The following is a 19,463-nucleotide window of genomic DNA, read 5'->3' as shown; positions in this document are numbered from 1 at the left end:
CTTTTCATCACTTGTTTTTTGATTTATTTTCCCATGTTATAGAAACATCTTTACCACAATGTGCCAAACCAATATAAATTGTATTTTCTGCTAATTGTACATCGTAGTTGTTGTCTATAATTTGCTGGATAGCCTGATTTGAAAGTTGTTCTATCTGTTCTTTGTTTCTTGTGTATTTAAATTCAAATATATAAGAAGGCAATATTGATTTTTTAGCCTTTAATATAATATCACATCGTCCTTTTCCTGTTTCTTTATTGCTGATGATTTCATAGTCATTTGCTAACCATGCACACATACCTAAAAACACTACATGATAACTATTTTCATTGACAAGATCATGAAATGATGGCAATGTCATTAGTATATTTCTATAATAATTCTCAAACTCATCACGATTTGCCACTAATAACGCATTACATAGACTAGATAAATCTGATGCAGAAATATCTAAATAGTAAGAAGTTAATTGTTGAAATTCTTTTGGACTTCTTGATTAGGAATACGCAATATATATCTATCAAGCTGTGAAGAATTAGTTTTTTCTATTGTTAAATATCCTGCATTCACAAATAGTCCCCATAGATTTGCAGTATTGCTTACTTCAAAAAGCTTGTTTCCATTTGTACCAGTGTTTCAATTTGTCCAGTCTTGATTAATTTTTCATAATCTTGTTTAAAAGATATATCGCAATCTTGAATCGCATCTCTAATCATTTTATTAGAACTTGTATTCAACCAATAAGGACGTAATTCTTTTTTATCAATATAATTAATAATTGACCATGGATTATAAATGTCATGATTCCCAATATGATAACCATCATACATATTTTTAACATCTTCATCCAATGTCAAATGATAATATTCCAAAAAGGCTTTTGTTTCATCTTCCGTAAAACCAAAATATTGATCATAGTGATAATCTTTAACAGTGCAAACAACAATATTATTCAAATCACTAAAAATATTTTCTTTAGCTACACGTTGAATTCCTGTCAACATCGCATACTGTAAACTTGAAGAAGTTTTTAAAGTATTGTGAAGCAATGATGACAAATCATGTTTTAAATCATCATAAAAGCCATTGATATGTGCTTCAATGAAAGGTGTATCATATTCATCAATAAAAACCATGACTTTTTTATGATAATGATTTTCCAATTTTGTCATCAAAAAAGATAAAGAATCATTTACACCTTTAAAATCATCTTGATGATTTGTTAAACTCTTTTTAATCAAATCAAAATCAGATTGATCATAATCATCTAAATTCATAAATAGATGATTATATTTTTGATATTCTTTTGATATTTCCTTTTTAATTGTTCTTATTATATCATATTGACTTTCTTTCGCATTTGCAAAAGATATAAAAAGAGTTGGATATTGATTTATAAAAGAAGCATATTCTGTTTCCATAATTTTCGTATCTTTAAAAAGTTCTTTTGAATCTTTTGTAATATCAAAGAACTCTGCCATCATCGACATGTTAAGTGTCTTACCAAAACGTCTAGGACGTGTAATCAAAGTGACAACGGTTTTTCTTTCAAGGAAATCTTTAATGATTAAACTTTTATCAACATTATAATAATTTTCAGATATAAGCTTACGATAATCCATAACACCAATAGGTAATGCTTTTTTCATTGTCACACCTTCTTTCATATCATAAGTATAACATAAATGCCACCATATCAAAACAAATTCTTGTTCAATTATTGACAAGCAATTCATACAATATTGATTGTTTTTTGATTATTTTAATGAGAAAATATAAGGTATAAAGAATAATGGCAGAGGATATGATTATGATTGAAACAAAGAACTATATCAATTTAGAAAATGAAAATAAGCAACTAAAGAAAAGAATAAGTTATCTCGAACAACTTTTAGATAATCATCATATTACTTATCAAAAATTTAAAGAAGAAAATCAATTCAATACAATTAAAACAGAGATGATTACACCAGAGCACGCTGTTAAATTTTATCGGGTTTTCAAAGGAAGAAAAGATGTTTATAGTCAAAGGCATGTGAATAAAGATGGTAAAGTGGGTTATTATCCTCAATGTGAGAACTTTTGGAAAGATGAAATGTGTTTGAAAAAAATGAATGTGAAAAAGAAATGTAAAGATTGTCCTTATAAAAAATGGAAACCATTAAACCAAAGAATTATTATGAAACATCTTAATGGAAAAGATTTAAAAGGAAATGACGTTATAGGAATATATCCTATGTTGGAAGATGAAACAACCAATTTATTAGTCTTTGATTTTGATAATCATGAAATAGGGACTGATGGAGAAAATGTTGACAATGGTTGGAAAGAAGAAGTTAATGCTTTAAGAAAGATTTGTCAATTGCATCATATTGATTATTTGGTGGAAAGATCACGTTCAGGAAAAGGTGCACATCTTTGGATATTTTTTGATGAACCTATATCAGCTATTCTTGCTAGACGTTTTGGAAGATCATTATTAAATATAGGAGCAGAGGCTATAAATTTAAAAACATTTAAGACATATGATCGTATGATTCCTAGTCAAGATCATTTATCAGATGATGGTTTAGGTAATTTAATAGCACTTCCCTTACAGGGACAGGCATTAAAAAAGCAAAATAGTGTTTTTATAGATGAAAATTGGAATATTTACCCTGATCAATGGAAATGTTTGCAAAATGTAAAGAAACTACCATTAAAGTTTGTTGAAGAAAAACTTAAGCTATGGAAGGATAAAGAGTTATCAATGGTAGATTATGATTATTCAATATCCAAACCATGGATAAAAGAAACATTATTTCATAAAGAAGATGTTGATAATAAGGTCATTATTCAATTTGCTAATATGGTTTATATTGATACTAGAAATTTGAAACCTAGAATACAAAATCAAATAAGACGTTTAGCAACTTTTAGAAATAAAGAATTTTTTAAAAGAAAAGCCATGGGATTGTCAACAAGAGATATGAATTCATGGATTGAATGCACAATAGATATAGGTTATTGGCTCTGTATACCAAGAGGTTGTTTAGCTTTGCTTCAAAACCACTTAGATGAAAATCAAATACCTTATGTTATTCATGATTATAGAAATTTCCAAAAGAAAGTTCATGTGGAATTTGTTGGAAAACTCTATGAAAATCAACAACAAGCATGTTTAGAATTATTAAAGAATGATATTGGTATTTGCTATGCAACAACTGCTTTTGGTAAGACAGTTATTGGAACTTATTTAATTTCACAAAGAAAAGTCAATACACTTATTATTGTTCATACGAATTTAATTATGAATAATTGGGAAGATGATTTAAATAAGTTTTTAAATATTGATGAAGAATTACCTACATATACAACTGCATCAGGAAAGATAAAAAAACGAAAGAGTATTATTGGAAAACTATATAGCAATCATAATTCTATGAATGGCATAATCGATATTGCTATTGTGAATTCTTTGATAAATAAAGGTGAAGTCAAAGAATTAGTGAAAGATTATGGTATGATTATTGTAGATGAATGTCATCATAGTGCGTCGACAATGCTTTATGAATTGCTAAATGAAGTCAATGCAAAATATGTATATGGTTTTACAGCAACTCCAAAAGAGAAGACGGACAAGAACAAAAAATGTTTATGCAATTAGGACCTATTAGATATCAGTTTACAACAAAACAAAGATTGGAGCTCCAAAATATCAATCATTATATTTTTCCACGTTTTACTCAGTTTATTGAATTTCATAGTGAGGAAATGACATTAAATGAAATATATCATAAATTGATTCATGATCAAATGAGAAATCAGCAAATTATTACAGATATAAAAGAAGTGCTTAAAGAGAATCGAACACCTCTTTTAATTACAAAATTTAAAGAACATGCAAGATTTTTATATGAACAATTAAAAGACATTGGTGATAATGTTTTTCTATTAGTTGGTGGAAAAGGACGTAAAATCAATCAACAATTACGTGATAATTTAAAAAATGTAGATAATCATGAAAGTGTTATTTTAGTTGCAACTGCACAATATGTAGGAGAAGGCTTTAATTTTCCAAGATTAGATACATTATTTTTAACCGTTCCTATATCAGTAGAAAGTAATGTTGAACAATATTCAGGACGATTACATAGAGATTTTGATGAAAAAAAGATGTTATTATTTATGATTATATTGATTCGCATGTAAGAGTATTAGAAAAAATGTATCATAAGCGCATGAGAACATATAAAAAGATGGGATATGAAATTTGCACAAGTTTACATGTTCGCGAAGATGAACTTCAAATGATTTATGGCAAAGAAGATTATCAAAAAATATTTGATAAAGATATTGAATGTGCTAATGAAAGTATTATCGTTTCAAGCCTAGGTTTAAATCAAAAAAATATCAATAATTATTTAAAACTCTTTCAATCTAAATTGAGAGAAAATGTTTCAATAACTATTTTAACTTTAGATCCAACAACCTATCCTCAAAATATGATAGAAAAGACTGATAGACTTATCCAATCTTTAACGAAAAATGCAATCAATGTCATTACATCTTCCTCTTTATATAAATATTATGCTATAATTGATAAAGAAATTGTTTGGTATGGTCATATGAATTTATTATCAAATATAAAAGTGCATGATCATATGATGAGAATTCAAAATCATCAATTGATTTATGAATTGTTAAAAGAAACAAAAAATAAGATTAAAGAGGAACATGAACAATGAAAGTCAAAGAATTAAGAGAATTATTGAAAGATAAAGATGTTAAATTGATTAATAATGCATTTGTTGAAGTATACAAAGCATTATCAAAATCAAAAAAGAAGAATTAGACAGTGTGATTGAAAGTATTGTGAATGGTGAAGGAAAGAAAAAAGCAGTTAAACATGAAGAAGTGCCTTTGCCAACATTGTTTGAACAAATAAAAAATTTTATTGATCATGCTTATCAAGGTTATTATGTTGCACCTAATCGTGTCGTGCCTAAAAATGAAAGATCAAAATGGAGATTTAAAGTCAAAAGATATTTAAAAACTTTACTTGCAGTGACACCGGATAACCCACATTATTCAAATGCTGTTTTATATATCAAAGAACTTTATAAAATGCTGTCCTATGGATGTGGTCATTATATTTTTTCAAGTGAAAACCCTTTTGCATCTGTTGGTATAGCTCAAGAAGAATTATATGATCAGTATCTTGTACGTCAAATGCAACTTGAAATCAATGAAGAAACTATACGTGAAATGGTTAATGCTGCGACACATTGTTATCTAAGCAATGAATGTTTACATATTATGTTATATGGTGTTTTGAATTTTCATATTCAAGAGTTGAAATATCGAGATATGGTTATTTCCTATGGTCAAAAATTCATTCAATCACAAAAGCAATTTATATCATCATTAAGACGTTATGATGATCGTCTTTATGAAGCCACTTCTCTACTTGAAGAAATGAATGATCTGGTTTTTATTTTTCATGACTGTTCTTTAGAAGAAGCACTTCAATATTATTTTAAAAATGAAAGTAAAGATAAAGAAATTGCTTTATATAAAGTCTTAATGTTAATATATTATTTCTTTTCAAAAGAAGAATGGGTTGATGCTTATGAATATGGAATAAATAAACAACATATTGAACCTAGACAATCACTTCAAGATAAATATAAAAATTTTAAAGATGAAATAATGGAGGAATAACGAATGACAGATAGAGATTATTTAAGAGCAACTTTAGTGGAAGTTATTGAAAAACAGTTAACTGACGATATAGAAGTCAACACAGTCAAATTTTATCATCAAATTCTTGAACAGGGAATGAGCGATGAAAGATCGAAAGAATTATTAGCTTTTTATTTAGAAATGTATATTAAAGCAAATTATAATGAAGAGAATCCATATAGCGAAGAAAAATGGAAAGCATTTTTAGATGAACTTGTTCCTGTCTATCACGTTCCTGGTGAATATGAATTTGACGCGCAAGAAGAACGAAAAAATTTAAGAAATATCCAAAGACAATATGGGAAACTTAAATCAGATGTAGAAGAACATGAAGATGAACTTTTTGTTATTGAATCACATTTGCTTGTTCTTTATGAATTATATCGTATTAATGCTTTAGAAGCGAAAAAATTATTCATATCGTGATAAATCGTTTGCTTGATTTAAAAAATCATTATACAAGTGATTATACTGATTATGCTCATGAAGATATTTTATCCTTAGCTGATGGTTTAGAAAAAATATGTAATCCTTATATGAATCCACAACTTTATGATTATTTATCACAATATGTTGATTTAAAAGATGAAACACAGTTTGATTATATTTTTAAAAATGTCTTTCTTTGTTTATCAAGAATATTGGTAAGTATTGATAAATTTGAAAAAGAGCTTGGTAAAAATGGCTATTTCCATTTTATTAATCAATTTATTCCAGTGGAAAAGTGTATTGAAAATGGACCAGAATTTTTCTTTAATGAAAAGACATTGCAAAAATAGTAACAAAGATGATATGATGTTCATATCATTTTTTTTGTTGAGAAAACGTCGAATCTTATTGCGATAGTGATGACATAATGAGTATAATGAAATTTGTAATATGGAATGTGGAGGAAGTTCATGAAAGTTTATGATAAGTTAGTGAAGCCAATCAAAGAAGTCAATTATTTAAGAGCGGATAATGTCGATAGGTATCGTTTAATTATTAGATACTTCTTTTTAGAATATGAAAAAATTCATTACTGGATTCATAAAGAAGAAGTTTATGATGAAATAAGACAAATAGATGGTTATCAGGATTATACCTTAGAACAATGTCAACAAGATTTGCAACAACTTACCCAATGGCAAAACTTAACCGCCAGTCAAGATAGTAATAAAGTCAGAACAATTGATGACTTCAAAAATAAAAAGTATCGTTATCAATTAAGTGAATATACAGTTGAGATTGAGAGAATGACATTAAGATTAGAAAATTTAGAAATTGAAGGAGCATCATTAGAACCAACTTTATTAGAAAGAATTTATCAACAATTATCTCAGGTAAAAGAAATTGTCAAAAAAGAAAGTGTTGATGTTAATGGATGGTTGAATTTATTGATGAATGACTTTGTAAGATTAAATCAAAATTATCAAGATTATATTAAAACATTGAATAGTGCCAAAGCAGAAGAATTAATGAAAACAACTGAATTTTTAGTTTATAAAGATAAAATAATCATGTATTTAAGAGAGTTTGTCATGACAATGCAAAACACTGGGAGTTTGATTTCAAGTCTCATCAAGAATATTGATTATGATGATTTGGAGTTGATTTTTCAAAAAGCTACTGATTATGAACTTTCTATTCCACGTATTGGTCGAGAATTAAATAGAGAGGATATTTATCAAAATTTTAAAGATAAGTGGTTAAGTTTGTTTTATTGGTTTGTTGGACAGGATGGATATAATGAAGTAGATCATTTGTATGATATATCTAATGAGATTATTCGTAAAATGACTCGTTATGCTCAACAAATATCTGAAATGATAAATCGAGGTTCACATCGTAAAGAACAGTATTTGCATATTGCTGAAATATTTAAGAAATGTCAGGATGTAAATGAAGCCCATTGTATGAGTGCCTATATTTTTGGGGTAGAAGATTGTTTGCATCTCAACTATATTTCTCGACGTCTAAGTGAAGATATTCATATGGGTGTTTATCAAGATCACCCATCTTATATCCAATTTGATCCTCATTCACGTATAGTTAGAAAAAAGACAGTGAGAAAACCAGCACAAGATTATAAGTTTGAACGTATGGAACAACAATTGATGATTGAAGCTGAATATGCTAAACAAATGGATAAAATTCAAGAACTGATTGTTGATAATCAAATAGATTTTTCATCTTTACCTGTGATTGACTCAAATACGAGAAAAACACTTTTAATGTGGTTGTCAAAAGCATTAGGACAAGAATCATTATCATCAAAAACAGATGATGGGAGAGTTTATTTAATTGATAAAAGCCAATCACATCATATGTGTGAAGTGCAGTGTTTAGATGGAAGGTTTATCATGCCACAATTTAAAATTATTTTTAAGGAGAAAAGTCATGAATAATAAAGAAATTTTACTTTCGCAAAGGTGGGTACTGAAGCGTAATGATCAAGAACGTTATTATCAAATTAAAGATCATATTAAAGAGTTAAGAAATCTTTTTCAGGAAAAGGCTGGTTTTTCTTTGGTTTCTCATCCTCAATTTATCCGTTTAGATAAAACACCAGGAAAAGGGGAACCCTGGATGGGAATCACTCAATTTCAGTATGTGGAAGAATATCAAATTTTTTGTTATATTTTAACATTTCTTGAAGATAAAGAAGTTGAAGAGCAGTTTATACTATCACATCTATGTGAATTTGTACAAATACAATTAGGGGTTGATGAAAATTACTGGCTTCAATTTAAACACCGTAAGATGCTTGTGAATGTTTTAAAATTTTGTATTAAAGAACAATTGATTATTCAAGATGATGGAAATAGTGATCATTTTATGCAAGATCAATTTGTTGAGGTTTTATTTGAAAATACTGGATTATCAAGATATTTTATGAGAAATTTTACAGCTGATGTTTTTGAATGGACATATCCTCAAGATGTGATGGAAAATGAATGGATTTCTAATGATAATCAAGATAGAGGTCTTATTCGTATTCAACGTGTCTATCGACGTCTTTTATTATCTTGTGGAATTTATCGTGAAGATGATGAGAATGATGATTTTTCATATATACGTAGATATAGAAAAAGTATTGAAAAAGATTTGCAACAGTTTTTTCCATGTGATTTGCAGGTTTATGAATCAAGTGCTTTTCTTATTTTAGATGATGATGTGAAAGTCGGTCAAATGTTTCCTAAATCAAATGCTTTAGATGAATTGGTTGTTCTTTGTTGCAGTCAAATTCGTAAAGGTATAAAAAATGGAGATTATAAAATTGATGATAGAGAACTTTATATAGATGGAAAGGAAAGAATTTTAAAAAGATTTAAAATTGTTATTCAAAAACAGCTGTCTTATTTACCAGCTACATATAGACAAAAGAGTCTTGATCAACTCGTTGATATGGTTTATCAACGTTTTATGGAAATAGGCTTTATGTCCCAGCAAGATGAAGAAATTGTTTTTTATCCTGTTGTCGCAAAATTGACAGGAGAATTTGAGGAGGGTGCATCATGAGTTTAAGTCGTTGGCATATGAATAAAATGGGATTGGTTGATTTTTGGTGTTATGAAAATGAAGTTTTTGAATTTGAAAATGGACATATGCTTTTACGAGGAAGTAATGGAAGTGGAAAATCAGTCACTATGCAAAGTTTTATTCCATTATTGTTAGATGGTAATAAAAGCAGTGAAAGACTTGATCCTTTTGGAACGCGTTCAAGAAAGATGGAAACATATTTGATTGATGAAAATTCTTCACGAGAAGAACGCATTGGCTATCTTTATTTAGAATTTAAAAGAGAAGATAGCGAACTGTATAAAACAATTGGAATGGGATTACGTGCCAGAAAAGGGAAACCGTTGGATCCATGGTATTTTGTAATTGAAGATAATCGTCGAATTCAAATAGATTTTCAATTGATGGAAAATCAATTGACATTAAGTGAAAAGCAATTGAAAAATATTTTAGGAGATCAGGTAATCAAATCACAAAAAGAATATATGAAGCGTGTGAATGATGCTTTATTTGGTTTTGAAAGTTTGCAGGATTATAGTGATGCCATTGGTTTACTTCTACAACTTCGTTCTCCTAAATTAAGCAATTCTTTATCACCACAAAAGATTAATGAAATATTAGCTTCATCTTTGCAACCATTAAGTGATGAAGATTTAAGACCGATGAGTGAAGCCATTATGAATATGGATAATCTCCAAGATCAATTAGAATTATTGAAACAAAGTCTTCAGGCTGCTCAAAAATTAAAAACAATATATCAAACTTATAATCAAATTCTTTTGTTAGAAAAATGGACAAAATATGCTAAAGAACAATGTTCATATCAACAGATAAATCAAACGATTAAACAAAAAGAAAGAGATAAAAGTCATTTTCAACAAGATTTAGTCAATAATCATCAAAAATTAGATAAAAATAAAATTGATTATGAAGTGAAAAGAAATGAACTCGCTTCTATTAAAAGTAGTGATATTGAAGCATGGATAGAATCAATCAGGGAGTATAATCAAGAACTTATTGAATATCAAAGAGAGTTAGATAAGAAAAAGATGAATTGTGAACAAAAAGAAGAATTATATCAAGATTTGATTCAGCGTATTGATGAATATCAAAATATCATCGATCAAAAAGAATATGCTTGTCAAAAGATTTTACAGGAAATGAATGAACTAGATGTTTCTTTATCTTTAAGTGAGCATCTAGCGATTAAAGAATGTTTTGAAAACAAAAAGAAAAATTTTGAATTTGCCTATACACGTCAAGTTTTACAAAATCATATGAAACAGATTGATGAGGGAATAACTTTATGGAAAGATTATGAAAATCAATCTCAACATATTGCATTTTATGAAAATGATGAAAGTCAAAAACAAGAACAGTTTATTGCATTACAAACGCAAATTGATTATTCAGAAAAAGAGTATCAACAAGTGGTAGAAGAATATTTAGAAGATTATCATCGTTATAATGAGCATAATCAAATACTTAAAATTTCTCATCAGGATATGAATCAAATAAGAGAACATTTGATTGATTATGAAATGACACATGATTATTTTGCAATTCAAAAAATGATTGATAATATCTATCATGATATGTCAAGATATATGATTGAAGAACAAACACAATATAGAAGAAATATTGAAGATATTGAAAATGATTTATCAAAACTTTATCATGAAAAAGAATATCTTGAATCTTTAGAAGATATAGAACCACCACAAACAAATGAAAATCAACTCAATCGTCAATATTTGAATGAGAATCATATTCCTTATATACCGTTCTATCGTTTGCTTGAATTTGATTCGTCATTGTCTTATGAAGATAAACAAAGAATCGAAGAAATATTATCAAAGATGCAGTTATTAAATGCGCTTGTTGTTCATAAAAAATATCAAGATCAAATCAAGGAACTTCCACAAGGATGCCAAGATTTTTATCTTTGGACAAATCAAGAAATAGAAGAGATGCCTACAATAACCATTTCTGATTTAGCGAATCAACATGATTTATTAAATATTTTGGAAAATTTATCCATTGAAACAAATCAACAAGTTATGATTCAAGATAAGTATTTTCAATCAGGAATCATTGAAGGGAGTCTTTCTTTAAATCAAGAAGCTATTTATATCGGCTATGAAAGTCGTATGCGCATGAAGCAGGAGAAAATTGAAATATGTCTTCAACAGATTCATGATTTAGAAGATTCAAAGACAAAATATATTGAAAAAGAACAATTATCTCAACAACAGCAACAGCTTCTTTTTACTGAGTATAAAAGTTTTCGAGATGAAAAACAATTAAAAGAAAGTTTAGAAAATGTAGAGATTTTAAGAAAAGAACAGGTTGCTTTAGAACAGAAAATTCAAGAATTACAAACACTTATTTTACAAGAAAATCAAAAACTCACTGAGATATATAATCGTATACAAACTTTTGCGTCAAAATTATTATTGCCACCACAACAAGGTGCATTTCAAGCCTATAAAGAAGATTTACAAGATTATCAAAATGCATTTGAAACATTTCATGATAATTATACAAAATTAATACAAAATGTAGATATGAAAGCATTACAAGATGAAAAATATCAACAACTCACATATGATTTAGATGAACTCCATTATGAAATAGAACAATATCAACATAAGATCAGTGTTATTACTCAAAAACGTGATTTATTACAAGAAAAATTGGATGCATCAGGTTATCAGGATATAGCAAAACAAATTCAAATATTACAAGATGAATTAACAAGACTAGAAAATGAAAAAACTGCTTTAGAAAAAGAAAAGTCTGTTTTAGAAACAAAAATTGAACAGATTGATATAGATATGCAAAATCTTGATGAACAAAAGCAATCACAAAAAGATGTCATGTCTATATATAAAGATATTTTTATGCAAGAAAAAGATTTGCATTTTATTATAAAGGAAGATGTGAGTGATAATGAACTAGAGGGCATTATGCGTGATTTAATTCAACAATTTAATCATAAAAAATCAATTGCTGATTATCAGAATCAACTACAGCGTGTTTATTTTGAACAAAATATTTATTTGAATCAATATAATGTTGTACAAGAAAGTATTTCATTGTGTCATGAAGCGGATGATGTCCCATCTAGAATTATCTTAAAAGCAACAAATCAAGGGAAAAGAATTTCTTTCTTAGAGTTAACTGAAATCTTAGAACAGAATATAGAAATGCAAGAATTATTGATTGTTGATGAAGATAGGCATATCTTTGAAGATATTCTGGTTAATACGATTTCTAAGAAGATAAGAGAACGTATTCATGCTAGTCGTCAATGGGTTGATAAGATTCAAAGTTATATGAATGATATGAATACAAGTAGTGGTTTACAATTAAGTTTGAAATGGAAAAGTCGTAAGGCTAACGATGATAATCAATTAGATACTCAAAAACTGGTAGAATTACTAGAAATGGATTATCATATATTAAAAGATAGCGATCGCAAAAAAATATCTAATCATTTCCGTTCTAAAATCAATAATGCTAGAAAAATGAGTCAAGATGAAAATACAACATCATCTTTCCATCAATTAATGAAAGATGTCATGGATTATCGTCAATGGTTTGATTTTACACTGTATGCGAAAAAACCAAATGAAAATCGTAAGGAATTAACTTCACATGTTTTTTATGCTTACAGTGGTGGAGAAAAAGCATTATCAATGTATGTCCCTTTATTTTCAGCTGTTGCTGCAAAATTTGAGAGCGCTAGACCAGATGCGCCGTTATTGATTGCTTTAGATGAAGCATTTGCAGGGGTTGATGAAAATAATATTGATAATATGTTTGCATTAATCACTAAGTTTGGTTTTGATTATATTATGAATTCACAAGTGTTGTGGGGCGATTATCCTTCATGTTTATCACTTGCTATATATGAATTGTTTAGACCAAATAATGCTCCATTTGTGACAGTGATTGCTTATATTTGGAATGGAAAAAATAAGAGGTTAAAATATTCATGAGTATTGAAGAAGAATTAGCTATCTATTTGAATAAACCAGGTTTTCAAATGTTTATAGATGCATGGATTTTTCAATATAAGCGTTTAGGACGTTTGGGAGGTAAAATTGTTTTAGATAATTTAGATGAAGATCAAAAAGACTGTTTAAGTGGTTTAGGATTAGATTTATCCAATAATAAATTAGAATTGACTTATAGCCAATTTCAAAAAAGTTAGAAAAAACACGTTTTGTAGGCGTTGACTTTTTAAAAACATTAGAAATATTGAATCAATCACTGATTTATAGTCGAAAAGAATTAAAAGAATTACGAACTCTTGAATTAGATGAATTTAAAGATTTATTATTAGAATCATTTCAAAACACAAAAGCTTATGATTGGTTAAATTATTATTTATCAACGGATCGATATGTTAAAAAATATTTTGAACATGATTCAAAGACTTATCAATCTATTATTGAAAATGTATGTCATGCAATAAATCAATTGCCTGTTTATCAATCACGTTTTGAACTGATGCCAGTGTTTTCTCAAAATATTACAAAAAATCCTCATTATTTTGATGAGGATTTACCAAGGGATTTATTAATGAGGGGTATAGAATATTATTTAGACTATAAGGAATCAACATTTCAATCATTAAAGGTCATAGATATTTTATACAGTGCAGGTATTCTTAAAGATGATTTATCAAATTATTGTTATGTATGCCATATTTTGCCTCAAAATGTATATCCTTCATGGCAGGGGTTTTATGATGCTTATGAGCCTTGGAATATGAATCTTTATAATATGAATGCTATCAAAGATAAGTTTGTTCCCTCAGATGTTTTTATCTTTGAAAATCCGTCAGTTTTTCGTATGATGTGTGACTTTATTAAGAGGCAACGAATGAATATTGGACTGATTTGCAGTAATGGACAAATTAATTTTTGTACATACTTGTTATTAGATAAACTTATTGATAGTGAATGTCAATTGTATTATGCAGGGGACTTTGATCCAGAAGGACTGATCATTGCTGAAAAATTAAAACAAAGATATAAAGATTTGATTTTATTTGGATATAGTGCATTATTATTTGAACGCATAAAAGTGCAGCAAGTGGAAATCTCAACAAAAAGATTACAAATGTTAAATCAAATAAAAACACCTGATTTACAGACTATCGCAAAGTGTATAAAACAAGAATATGCTTTTGGTTATCAAGAGGGACTTATTGATTTTTATCAAGTTGAGATATTAAAAATGAAAGAATTGATTACTAAATAAAGTTTTATAAATATGGGGATTTAAAAAAAGATACAAAATAGGAAATGTTTGTTCGTTTCCTATTTTCTTGTTTTATTTGGATTTATTATCTTTCTATGATAAAAGTGTGGTATAATGACAAAAATAAGGAGAGCGAATTTATGAAAACAGAATTTAATATATTTAAATCTTTACCTAGCCCAAACAATATATCCATTGCAAAAAGTTATGAGCGTTATGATAATGTCAAAAGTATACATATTGAATATATAGATGGCAAATATTTTTGTAATGCCATTGTGGATGTGAGAAAAGAAGAATTTGAATGTTCTTTTTCATTTGATGATGAATATGAATTATTGGATTATACTTGTGAATGTAGATGGTGTCGTGAGGGAAGTCCATGTGCTCATATTGGAGCTGTTCTGTTGAAATTAAATCAATTAGAAGTTTCATCTTTTCCTTATAATTATATCAATTCTAAATTTGAAAATGAAAAGAAACGTCAAGAGGAAGAAAGAAATCGACAAAGACAACGTATTTATGCATTGAAAGCTTCGCAAACCACAGATTTTATTATAGAAAATAAAGAATATTATCATAATCAAGTGAGTTCAATGATTTCTCATGAAAAATATCAATTGACTGCTTTTCTTTCTAAAAGTGATGATGGACTATGTTTAGAATATAAAGTCGGAAATGCCAAAAAATATATCATTAAAAACATAAGTGGTTTTTTAGAAGATATAGACAATAACAATCTCGTCAAATATGGTAAATTTCTACAATTTACACATACACGAAATGCTTTTACAGAGGAGGCATTAAAACAGATAGATTTCCTTAAAAAAGTAGAAAAAATATTGGATGATATATATCGTGAAAGATATTTTTTTGATTATGGGAATCATTTAAGCCTGGATAGATATTTTTATATTCGCACAGATTATTTAGATGAATTTTATGATTTATATAAAGAATTAGGTTTAGATCACTGTGTTTTTGAAGATATAGATTATGCGATTCAAGTGAAATTAAGCAAAGACCAAGATTATTATATTTTTCAGTTAGAAGATGAGCATGTTTTTTATCAAGGTGAAAACTATATCTATTTTATAACAAGTGATAAAAATCAAACAAAGATTCAACGACTTCAAATGAAATTGAATGATAAATTGTTTGAAGTTTTACTTCATTTATTAGAAAGAGAAATGTTAATAAGTGCAGATGATTTTGATGACTTTTATAAATATTTATTAAAGCCAATGCAAAATTATTTAGATATTGAATGTGATTTTGAATTGTTTCAATCACCTTATACATTCATTAAAATATATGGCGATATGAATGAAAATGAACAAGTCTACTTTAAAATTTATTATGAAGATGAAGAACAAAATCGTATTCAGGCTTTTCAACAAGATCTCATGACAACTGTTGAACAGGATATTGTAGAAACGTATTTTCGCCAACAATCTCAATATATTGATGAAACAAAAGGTTGTGCATATTTTGATAGTTATGATGAAAAAACTTATGATTTTATGCATGATGGTATTGCCTTTTTACAACAATATTGTAAAATTTATATTTCTGATTCATTGAAAAAAATTGGGAGACCTGTTCGTTATCAAATCCAAGTTGGTGTAAGAGTTGATCATGATCTTTTATCGCTTGATATAGAAAGTGCTCAAATTCCTCAAATGGAAATTGCTGAAGTGTTGTCAAGGTATCGTCGCAAAAAGAAATTCCATCGTTTAAAAAATGGTGAACTTCTTTATCTTGAATCACCTGATCTTGAAGAATTATCACAATTGATGGATGAATATCACATGGAGGCCAAAGATATTCAAGATGGAACATTGACTTTAAATAAGAATCGTGCTTTTGCATTGAACAATGATACGAGTCAATTTGATCATTTACAAATTGAACGTCAATCATCATTTCAAAATCTTATCAATCAGTTTGACAAATATCAACATCACATCTATCCACTCACACCTTATTATGATCAATTGTTAAGAGATTATCAAAAAGAAGGTTACCAATGGTTACGTATGTTGTACGATTTTGGTTTTAATGGTATCTTGGCTGATGATATGGGGTTAGGAAAAACACTTCAAGTGATAGCTTTATTAGATCAGCTGGAAGTCGATAAGCCTAGTCTTGTTGTATGTCCTTCTTCGCTAATTTATAACTGGGAAGATGAAGTTCATAAGTTTTCTAAAACACTCCCTATAACTTGTATTGTTTCTGATGCGAAGACAAGAAAATCTTTGATTCAATCCATTCAAGGAAAACATCTCTATGTGACATCTTATGATTATCTGCGTCGTGATTTTGAATTATATGAAGACATTGAATTTGAATATGTTATCCTTGATGAATCGCAGTATATTAAAAATCAAAAAACCAAAAACGCCTTATCAGTTAAACAACTTCATGCATTACATAAATTAGCATTATCAGGAACACCCATAGAAAATTCTTTAGCTGAATTGTGGTCTGTCTTTGATTTTTTAATGCCTCAATATTTATATAATTATCATTATTTCCAAAAAAGATTTGAATCTGATATTGTGAAAAATCATAATCAAGATAAAATTATGCAATTACAGAAAATGGTATCACCATTTATTTTAAGAAGAAACAAGAAAGATGTTTTATTGGAATTACCTGATAAAATAGAAAAAACACAATTAATTTTAATGAGTGAACAAGAAAGAGAACTATATTATGCTAATCTTGCTCAAGTCAATCATCAACTTCAAGATTTATTGAAAATGGAAAAAGTGGATAAAATAGCAATCTTAGCCATGCTTACAAAATTAAGACAAATCTGTTGTGAACCAAGAATGATTTATGATAATATACCTCAAAGTTCATCAAAGATGAAAGCATGTATGGAATTATTAACAAACTATAAAGAAAATCATCAACAAGTTTTATTGTTTTCAACTTTTACAAAAGTATTTGATTTGATGGAAGAAGAATTAAAATTAAGAGGTATTCGATATTTCATTTTAACCGGTGAAACAAATAAAGAGTTAAGAAGGGAACTTGTCCAAAAATTTCAAAATGGTGAAGCAGATGTCTTTTTGATTTCTTTAAAAGCAGGAGGAACAGGGCTGAATTTAACAGCAGCTCAAGCAGTTATTCATTTTGATCCATGGTGGAATATGTCGGCTCAAAATCAAGCAACAGACAGAGCTTATCGTATAGGTCAGCATAATAATGTACAAGTTCACCAGCTAATTGCGAAAGATACAATTGAAGAAAAAATACAAATTCTTCAAGCAAAGAAGAAAGAATTAGCAGATATGTTTGTGGAAACAAGTCAAGGCAATATTTCTAATTTAACAACAGAAGATTTAAAAGAATTATTTGCTATGTAAAATGAGAAATATGAAGTCATTTTGAAATGATATGGCTTATTAAAAATGTCATATACGGATTTAATGAAATAGGATAACTCATCAAACTTTGATAAGTCAGATGGTTATCCTTTTTTATACATTTATAAAAGTTATTTGATGATAGAAATTATTTTCATTTATTTTAAAGTTTCATTATTGAATAAAATTTTGATTTAAAAATGTTTTAAACTTTTGAATCTGCTCCTCATTACCAGCTATTTGAATTTTCCCACCAAATCCAATAATCCAAGAATAAAAAGTACTATTGATAATATGTTTAATTTGTACTCTATAAGTATTTTCATTAACAAGATAAGGTTTGATATGTTTTCCAAATTTATCAATCATATTTGAATAAATGGACTGATCAAAATCTAATTCAATGGTTTCTAAATTTCCAACACCATACATGTATGTTGTATTTTTAAGTTTTTCATGAAAACATTGTAATTGATATTCATCAAATGAAAAATGAGAGTTTTTAACGATTTCAACATCTTTGATATAATCTAAGCGATAAAGTAAACAGTCATTAGGATTTCTAGCACCTTGACATAATAAATAGTATTCATTATTTGAAAAACAAGTATCAATAGGTGAAAGTTCTACATGCTTTGAATGACTATTTTTAATAAGGGTAGGTTTCTGGTATAAAAAACGGATTTTTTCTTTTCATAAATAGCTTTTGTGATGGTTTCAAGTTCTTTGTAAAACACTTGATCATTTTCATTTTTCACGATATGTAAATTTAATTGCTTATGAAAATAAGCTTGATAATGAACACTAAACATATCTTGAATTCGTTTTTTATAATTTTCTTTTGTTTTTAAAGTAAAGAAATCAGAACTATATACCAGATCAACAATGGCTTTTGCTTCCATAATATCAAGTGTTGTATTAATAAAATAATAGTAATCATTTCTACCTTTGCGATAACATCCAATTACTATATCATCATAGTATTGATTATAATATTGAACATATTTTTTAATTAATCGATAATCAATACTAAAATCATATTCCAATTCATAGAGTCTATTTTGAATATCTTTAACTGTTATAGCATGTTTTTCATCACTATTTTTAATAATAATATCTATTACAGCAAGAAATTTGATAAAGGATAAACTGTCTTTGTTTCTTTTCATTTTGCCACCTTCTTTTCTATATATTAAAAGAATAATATGATTAATGCAATAATATATGCTTATATAAGCATATATTATAAAAAAACTATCTTTATAATGATAATTGAAAGAGGTGGAACATTATGAATTTATTAATTACAGTTACAGGTATTTCTTATTATATTTCAAGTATAGAATTAGAACCTCATCAGGAAATTATTCTTAAAAAAGACCCAACAAATAAATATGATAAAGAAGCAATTGCAGTGTATATTAATGATACGATGCAAATTGGATATGTGGCTAATAGTATTCATACAGTTGCAAAGGGAACATATTCGTCAGGCAGACTTTATGATAAAATGGGCGAAACGATCACTGCGACAATCATTGTAATTATAAAAGATAGTGCGATTGCATCGTTGACTGTTGATTAAGG

Annotated in this window: 17 protein-coding genes; 13 read left to right on the top strand and 4 right to left on the bottom strand. The window is 27.7% G+C overall.

The genetic code is table 11. The annotated features are described in order from the left end of the window. Positions 1-7: 7 nt before the first annotated feature. The gene (locus NMU03_RS17395) at positions 8-406 is read right to left on the bottom strand and encodes a PD-(D/E)XK nuclease domain-containing protein (RefSeq protein ID WP_290140239.1); all 399 of its coding nucleotides are present in this window, start codon (positions 404-406) and stop codon (positions 8-10) included. A 193-nt stretch (positions 407-599) separates the two neighbouring features. Continuing rightward, entirely contained in the window at positions 600-1,727 is a 1,128-nt protein-coding gene (locus NMU03_RS17390; protein WP_290140237.1) for an AAA family ATPase, read from the bottom strand. Between the two features lie 83 nt (positions 1,728-1,810). On the opposite strand from NMU03_RS17390, the gene NMU03_RS17385 reads away from it, so the two are divergent. The 12 genes from NMU03_RS17385 (at position 1,811) to NMU03_RS17330 (ending at position 17,876) form a co-directional block, all read left to right on the top strand. Continuing rightward, a complete protein-coding gene (locus NMU03_RS17385; protein WP_290140235.1) occupies positions 1,811-3,646 on the top strand; it encodes a TOTE conflict system archaeo-eukaryotic primase domain-containing protein in 1,836 nt (611 codons plus the stop codon). Beyond that, the gene (locus NMU03_RS17380; RefSeq protein WP_290140234.1) at positions 3,631-4,191 is read left to right on the top strand and encodes a DEAD/DEAH box helicase; all 561 of its coding nucleotides are present in this window, start codon (positions 3,631-3,633) and stop codon (positions 4,189-4,191) included. Before NMU03_RS17385 ends, NMU03_RS17380 begins: the two co-directional genes overlap by 16 nt. A 47-nt stretch (positions 4,192-4,238) precedes the next feature. Further along, the gene (locus NMU03_RS17375; protein ID WP_290140233.1) at positions 4,239-4,727 is read left to right on the top strand and encodes a phospholipase D-like domain-containing protein; all 489 of its coding nucleotides are present in this window, start codon (positions 4,239-4,241) and stop codon (positions 4,725-4,727) included. A gap of 112 nt (positions 4,728-4,839) precedes the next feature. Beyond that, a complete protein-coding gene (locus NMU03_RS17370; RefSeq protein WP_290140231.1) occupies positions 4,840-5,703 on the top strand; it encodes a hypothetical protein in 864 nt (287 codons plus the stop codon). A gap of 3 nt (positions 5,704-5,706) precedes the next feature. Beyond that, positions 5,707-6,150: a hypothetical protein gene (locus NMU03_RS17365; RefSeq protein ID WP_290140230.1), complete on the top strand. Its 444-nt coding sequence runs from the start codon at positions 5,707-5,709 to the stop codon at positions 6,148-6,150. 8 nt (positions 6,151-6,158) lie between these two features. Further along, positions 6,159-6,503, top strand: a complete 345-nt coding sequence (locus tag NMU03_RS17360) for a hypothetical protein (protein ID WP_290140229.1) — start codon at positions 6,159-6,161, stop codon at positions 6,501-6,503. Between the two features lie 120 nt (positions 6,504-6,623). Next, the gene (locus NMU03_RS17355; protein ID WP_290140227.1) at positions 6,624-8,111 is read left to right on the top strand and encodes a TIGR02677 family protein; all 1,488 of its coding nucleotides are present in this window, start codon (positions 6,624-6,626) and stop codon (positions 8,109-8,111) included. Then, complete coding sequence (locus NMU03_RS17350) at positions 8,104-9,225, top strand: TIGR02678 family protein (protein WP_290140225.1); 1,122 nt, start codon at positions 8,104-8,106, stop codon at positions 9,223-9,225. The genes NMU03_RS17355 and NMU03_RS17350 overlap by 8 nt, the downstream gene beginning before the upstream one ends. After that, entirely contained in the window at positions 9,222-13,229 is a 4,008-nt protein-coding gene (locus NMU03_RS17345) for a TIGR02680 family protein (protein ID WP_290140224.1), read from the top strand. The genes NMU03_RS17350 and NMU03_RS17345 overlap by 4 nt, the downstream gene beginning before the upstream one ends. Then, on the top strand, positions 13,226-13,444 hold the full coding sequence (locus tag NMU03_RS17340; RefSeq protein ID WP_290140223.1) for a hypothetical protein: 219 nt from the start codon (positions 13,226-13,228) through the stop codon (positions 13,442-13,444). The genes NMU03_RS17345 and NMU03_RS17340 overlap by 4 nt, the downstream gene beginning before the upstream one ends. 47 nt (positions 13,445-13,491) lie before the next feature. Then, positions 13,492-14,499 carry a DUF2399 domain-containing protein gene (locus tag NMU03_RS17335; RefSeq protein ID WP_290140221.1) on the top strand — a complete coding sequence of 336 codons (1,008 nt, stop codon included), beginning with the start codon at positions 13,492-13,494 and terminating at the stop codon, positions 14,497-14,499. 140 nt (positions 14,500-14,639) lie between these two features. After that, on the top strand, positions 14,640-17,876 hold the full coding sequence (locus tag NMU03_RS17330; RefSeq protein WP_290140220.1) for a DEAD/DEAH box helicase: 3,237 nt from the start codon (positions 14,640-14,642) through the stop codon (positions 17,874-17,876). 174 nt (positions 17,877-18,050) lie between these two features. On the opposite strand, the gene NMU03_RS18290 is transcribed toward NMU03_RS17330, so the two are convergent. Both NMU03_RS18290 and NMU03_RS17320 read right to left on the bottom strand, forming a co-directional pair. Further along, positions 18,051-18,308 (bottom strand): hypothetical protein, encoded by a 258-nt coding sequence (locus NMU03_RS18290; RefSeq protein WP_494337161.1) that lies wholly within the window; start codon positions 18,306-18,308, stop codon positions 18,051-18,053. Between the two features lie 194 nt (positions 18,309-18,502). Next, positions 18,503-19,045 (bottom strand): hypothetical protein, encoded by a 543-nt coding sequence (locus NMU03_RS17320; RefSeq protein WP_290140218.1) that lies wholly within the window; start codon positions 19,043-19,045, stop codon positions 18,503-18,505. A 122-nt stretch (positions 19,046-19,167) separates the two neighbouring features. On the opposite strand from NMU03_RS17320, the gene NMU03_RS17315 reads away from it, so the two are divergent. Continuing rightward, positions 19,168-19,461: an HIRAN domain-containing protein gene (locus tag NMU03_RS17315; protein WP_290140216.1), complete on the top strand. Its 294-nt coding sequence runs from the start codon at positions 19,168-19,170 to the stop codon at positions 19,459-19,461. Positions 19,462-19,463 lie beyond the last annotated feature (2 nt).

Origin of the sequence: Allocoprobacillus halotolerans, assembly GCF_024399475.1 — a bacterium.
GTDB classification, from domain to species: Bacteria; Bacillota_I; Bacilli_A; order Erysipelotrichales; family Coprobacillaceae; genus Allocoprobacillus; species Allocoprobacillus halotolerans.
The sequence above is the reverse complement of the archived record's forward strand: the minus strand, read 5'-3'. Positions and strand labels throughout refer to the sequence as shown.

Bases quoted from the DNA above. Each gene is read 5' to 3' on its own strand.
- NMU03_RS17315 (WP_290140216.1), top strand. From the start codon at position 19,168: ATGAATTTATTAATTACAGTTACAGGTATTTCTTATTATATTTCAAGT.
- NMU03_RS17365 (WP_290140230.1), top strand. From the start codon at position 5,707: ATGACAGATAGAGATTATTTAAGAGCAACTTTAGTGGAAGTTATTGAA.
- NMU03_RS17350 (WP_290140225.1), top strand. From the start codon at position 8,104: ATGAATAATAAAGAAATTTTACTTTCGCAAAGGTGGGTACTGAAGCGT.
- NMU03_RS18290 (WP_494337161.1), bottom strand. From the start codon at position 18,308: ATGTATGGTGTTGGAAATTTAGAAACCATTGAATTAGATTTTGATCAG.
- NMU03_RS17330 (WP_290140220.1), top strand. From the start codon at position 14,640: ATGAAAACAGAATTTAATATATTTAAATCTTTACCTAGCCCAAACAAT.
- NMU03_RS17375 (WP_290140233.1), top strand. From the start codon at position 4,239: ATGGGATATGAAATTTGCACAAGTTTACATGTTCGCGAAGATGAACTT.
- NMU03_RS17385 (WP_290140235.1), top strand. From the start codon at position 1,811: ATGATTGAAACAAAGAACTATATCAATTTAGAAAATGAAAATAAGCAA.
- NMU03_RS17345 (WP_290140224.1), top strand. From the start codon at position 9,222: ATGAGTTTAAGTCGTTGGCATATGAATAAAATGGGATTGGTTGATTTT.
- NMU03_RS17320 (WP_290140218.1), bottom strand. From the start codon at position 19,045: ATGAAAAGAAACAAAGACAGTTTATCCTTTATCAAATTTCTTGCTGTA.
- NMU03_RS17355 (WP_290140227.1), top strand. From the start codon at position 6,624: ATGAAAGTTTATGATAAGTTAGTGAAGCCAATCAAAGAAGTCAATTAT.
- NMU03_RS17340 (WP_290140223.1), top strand. From the start codon at position 13,226: ATGAGTATTGAAGAAGAATTAGCTATCTATTTGAATAAACCAGGTTTT.
- NMU03_RS17380 (WP_290140234.1), top strand. From the start codon at position 3,631: ATGTTTATGCAATTAGGACCTATTAGATATCAGTTTACAACAAAACAA.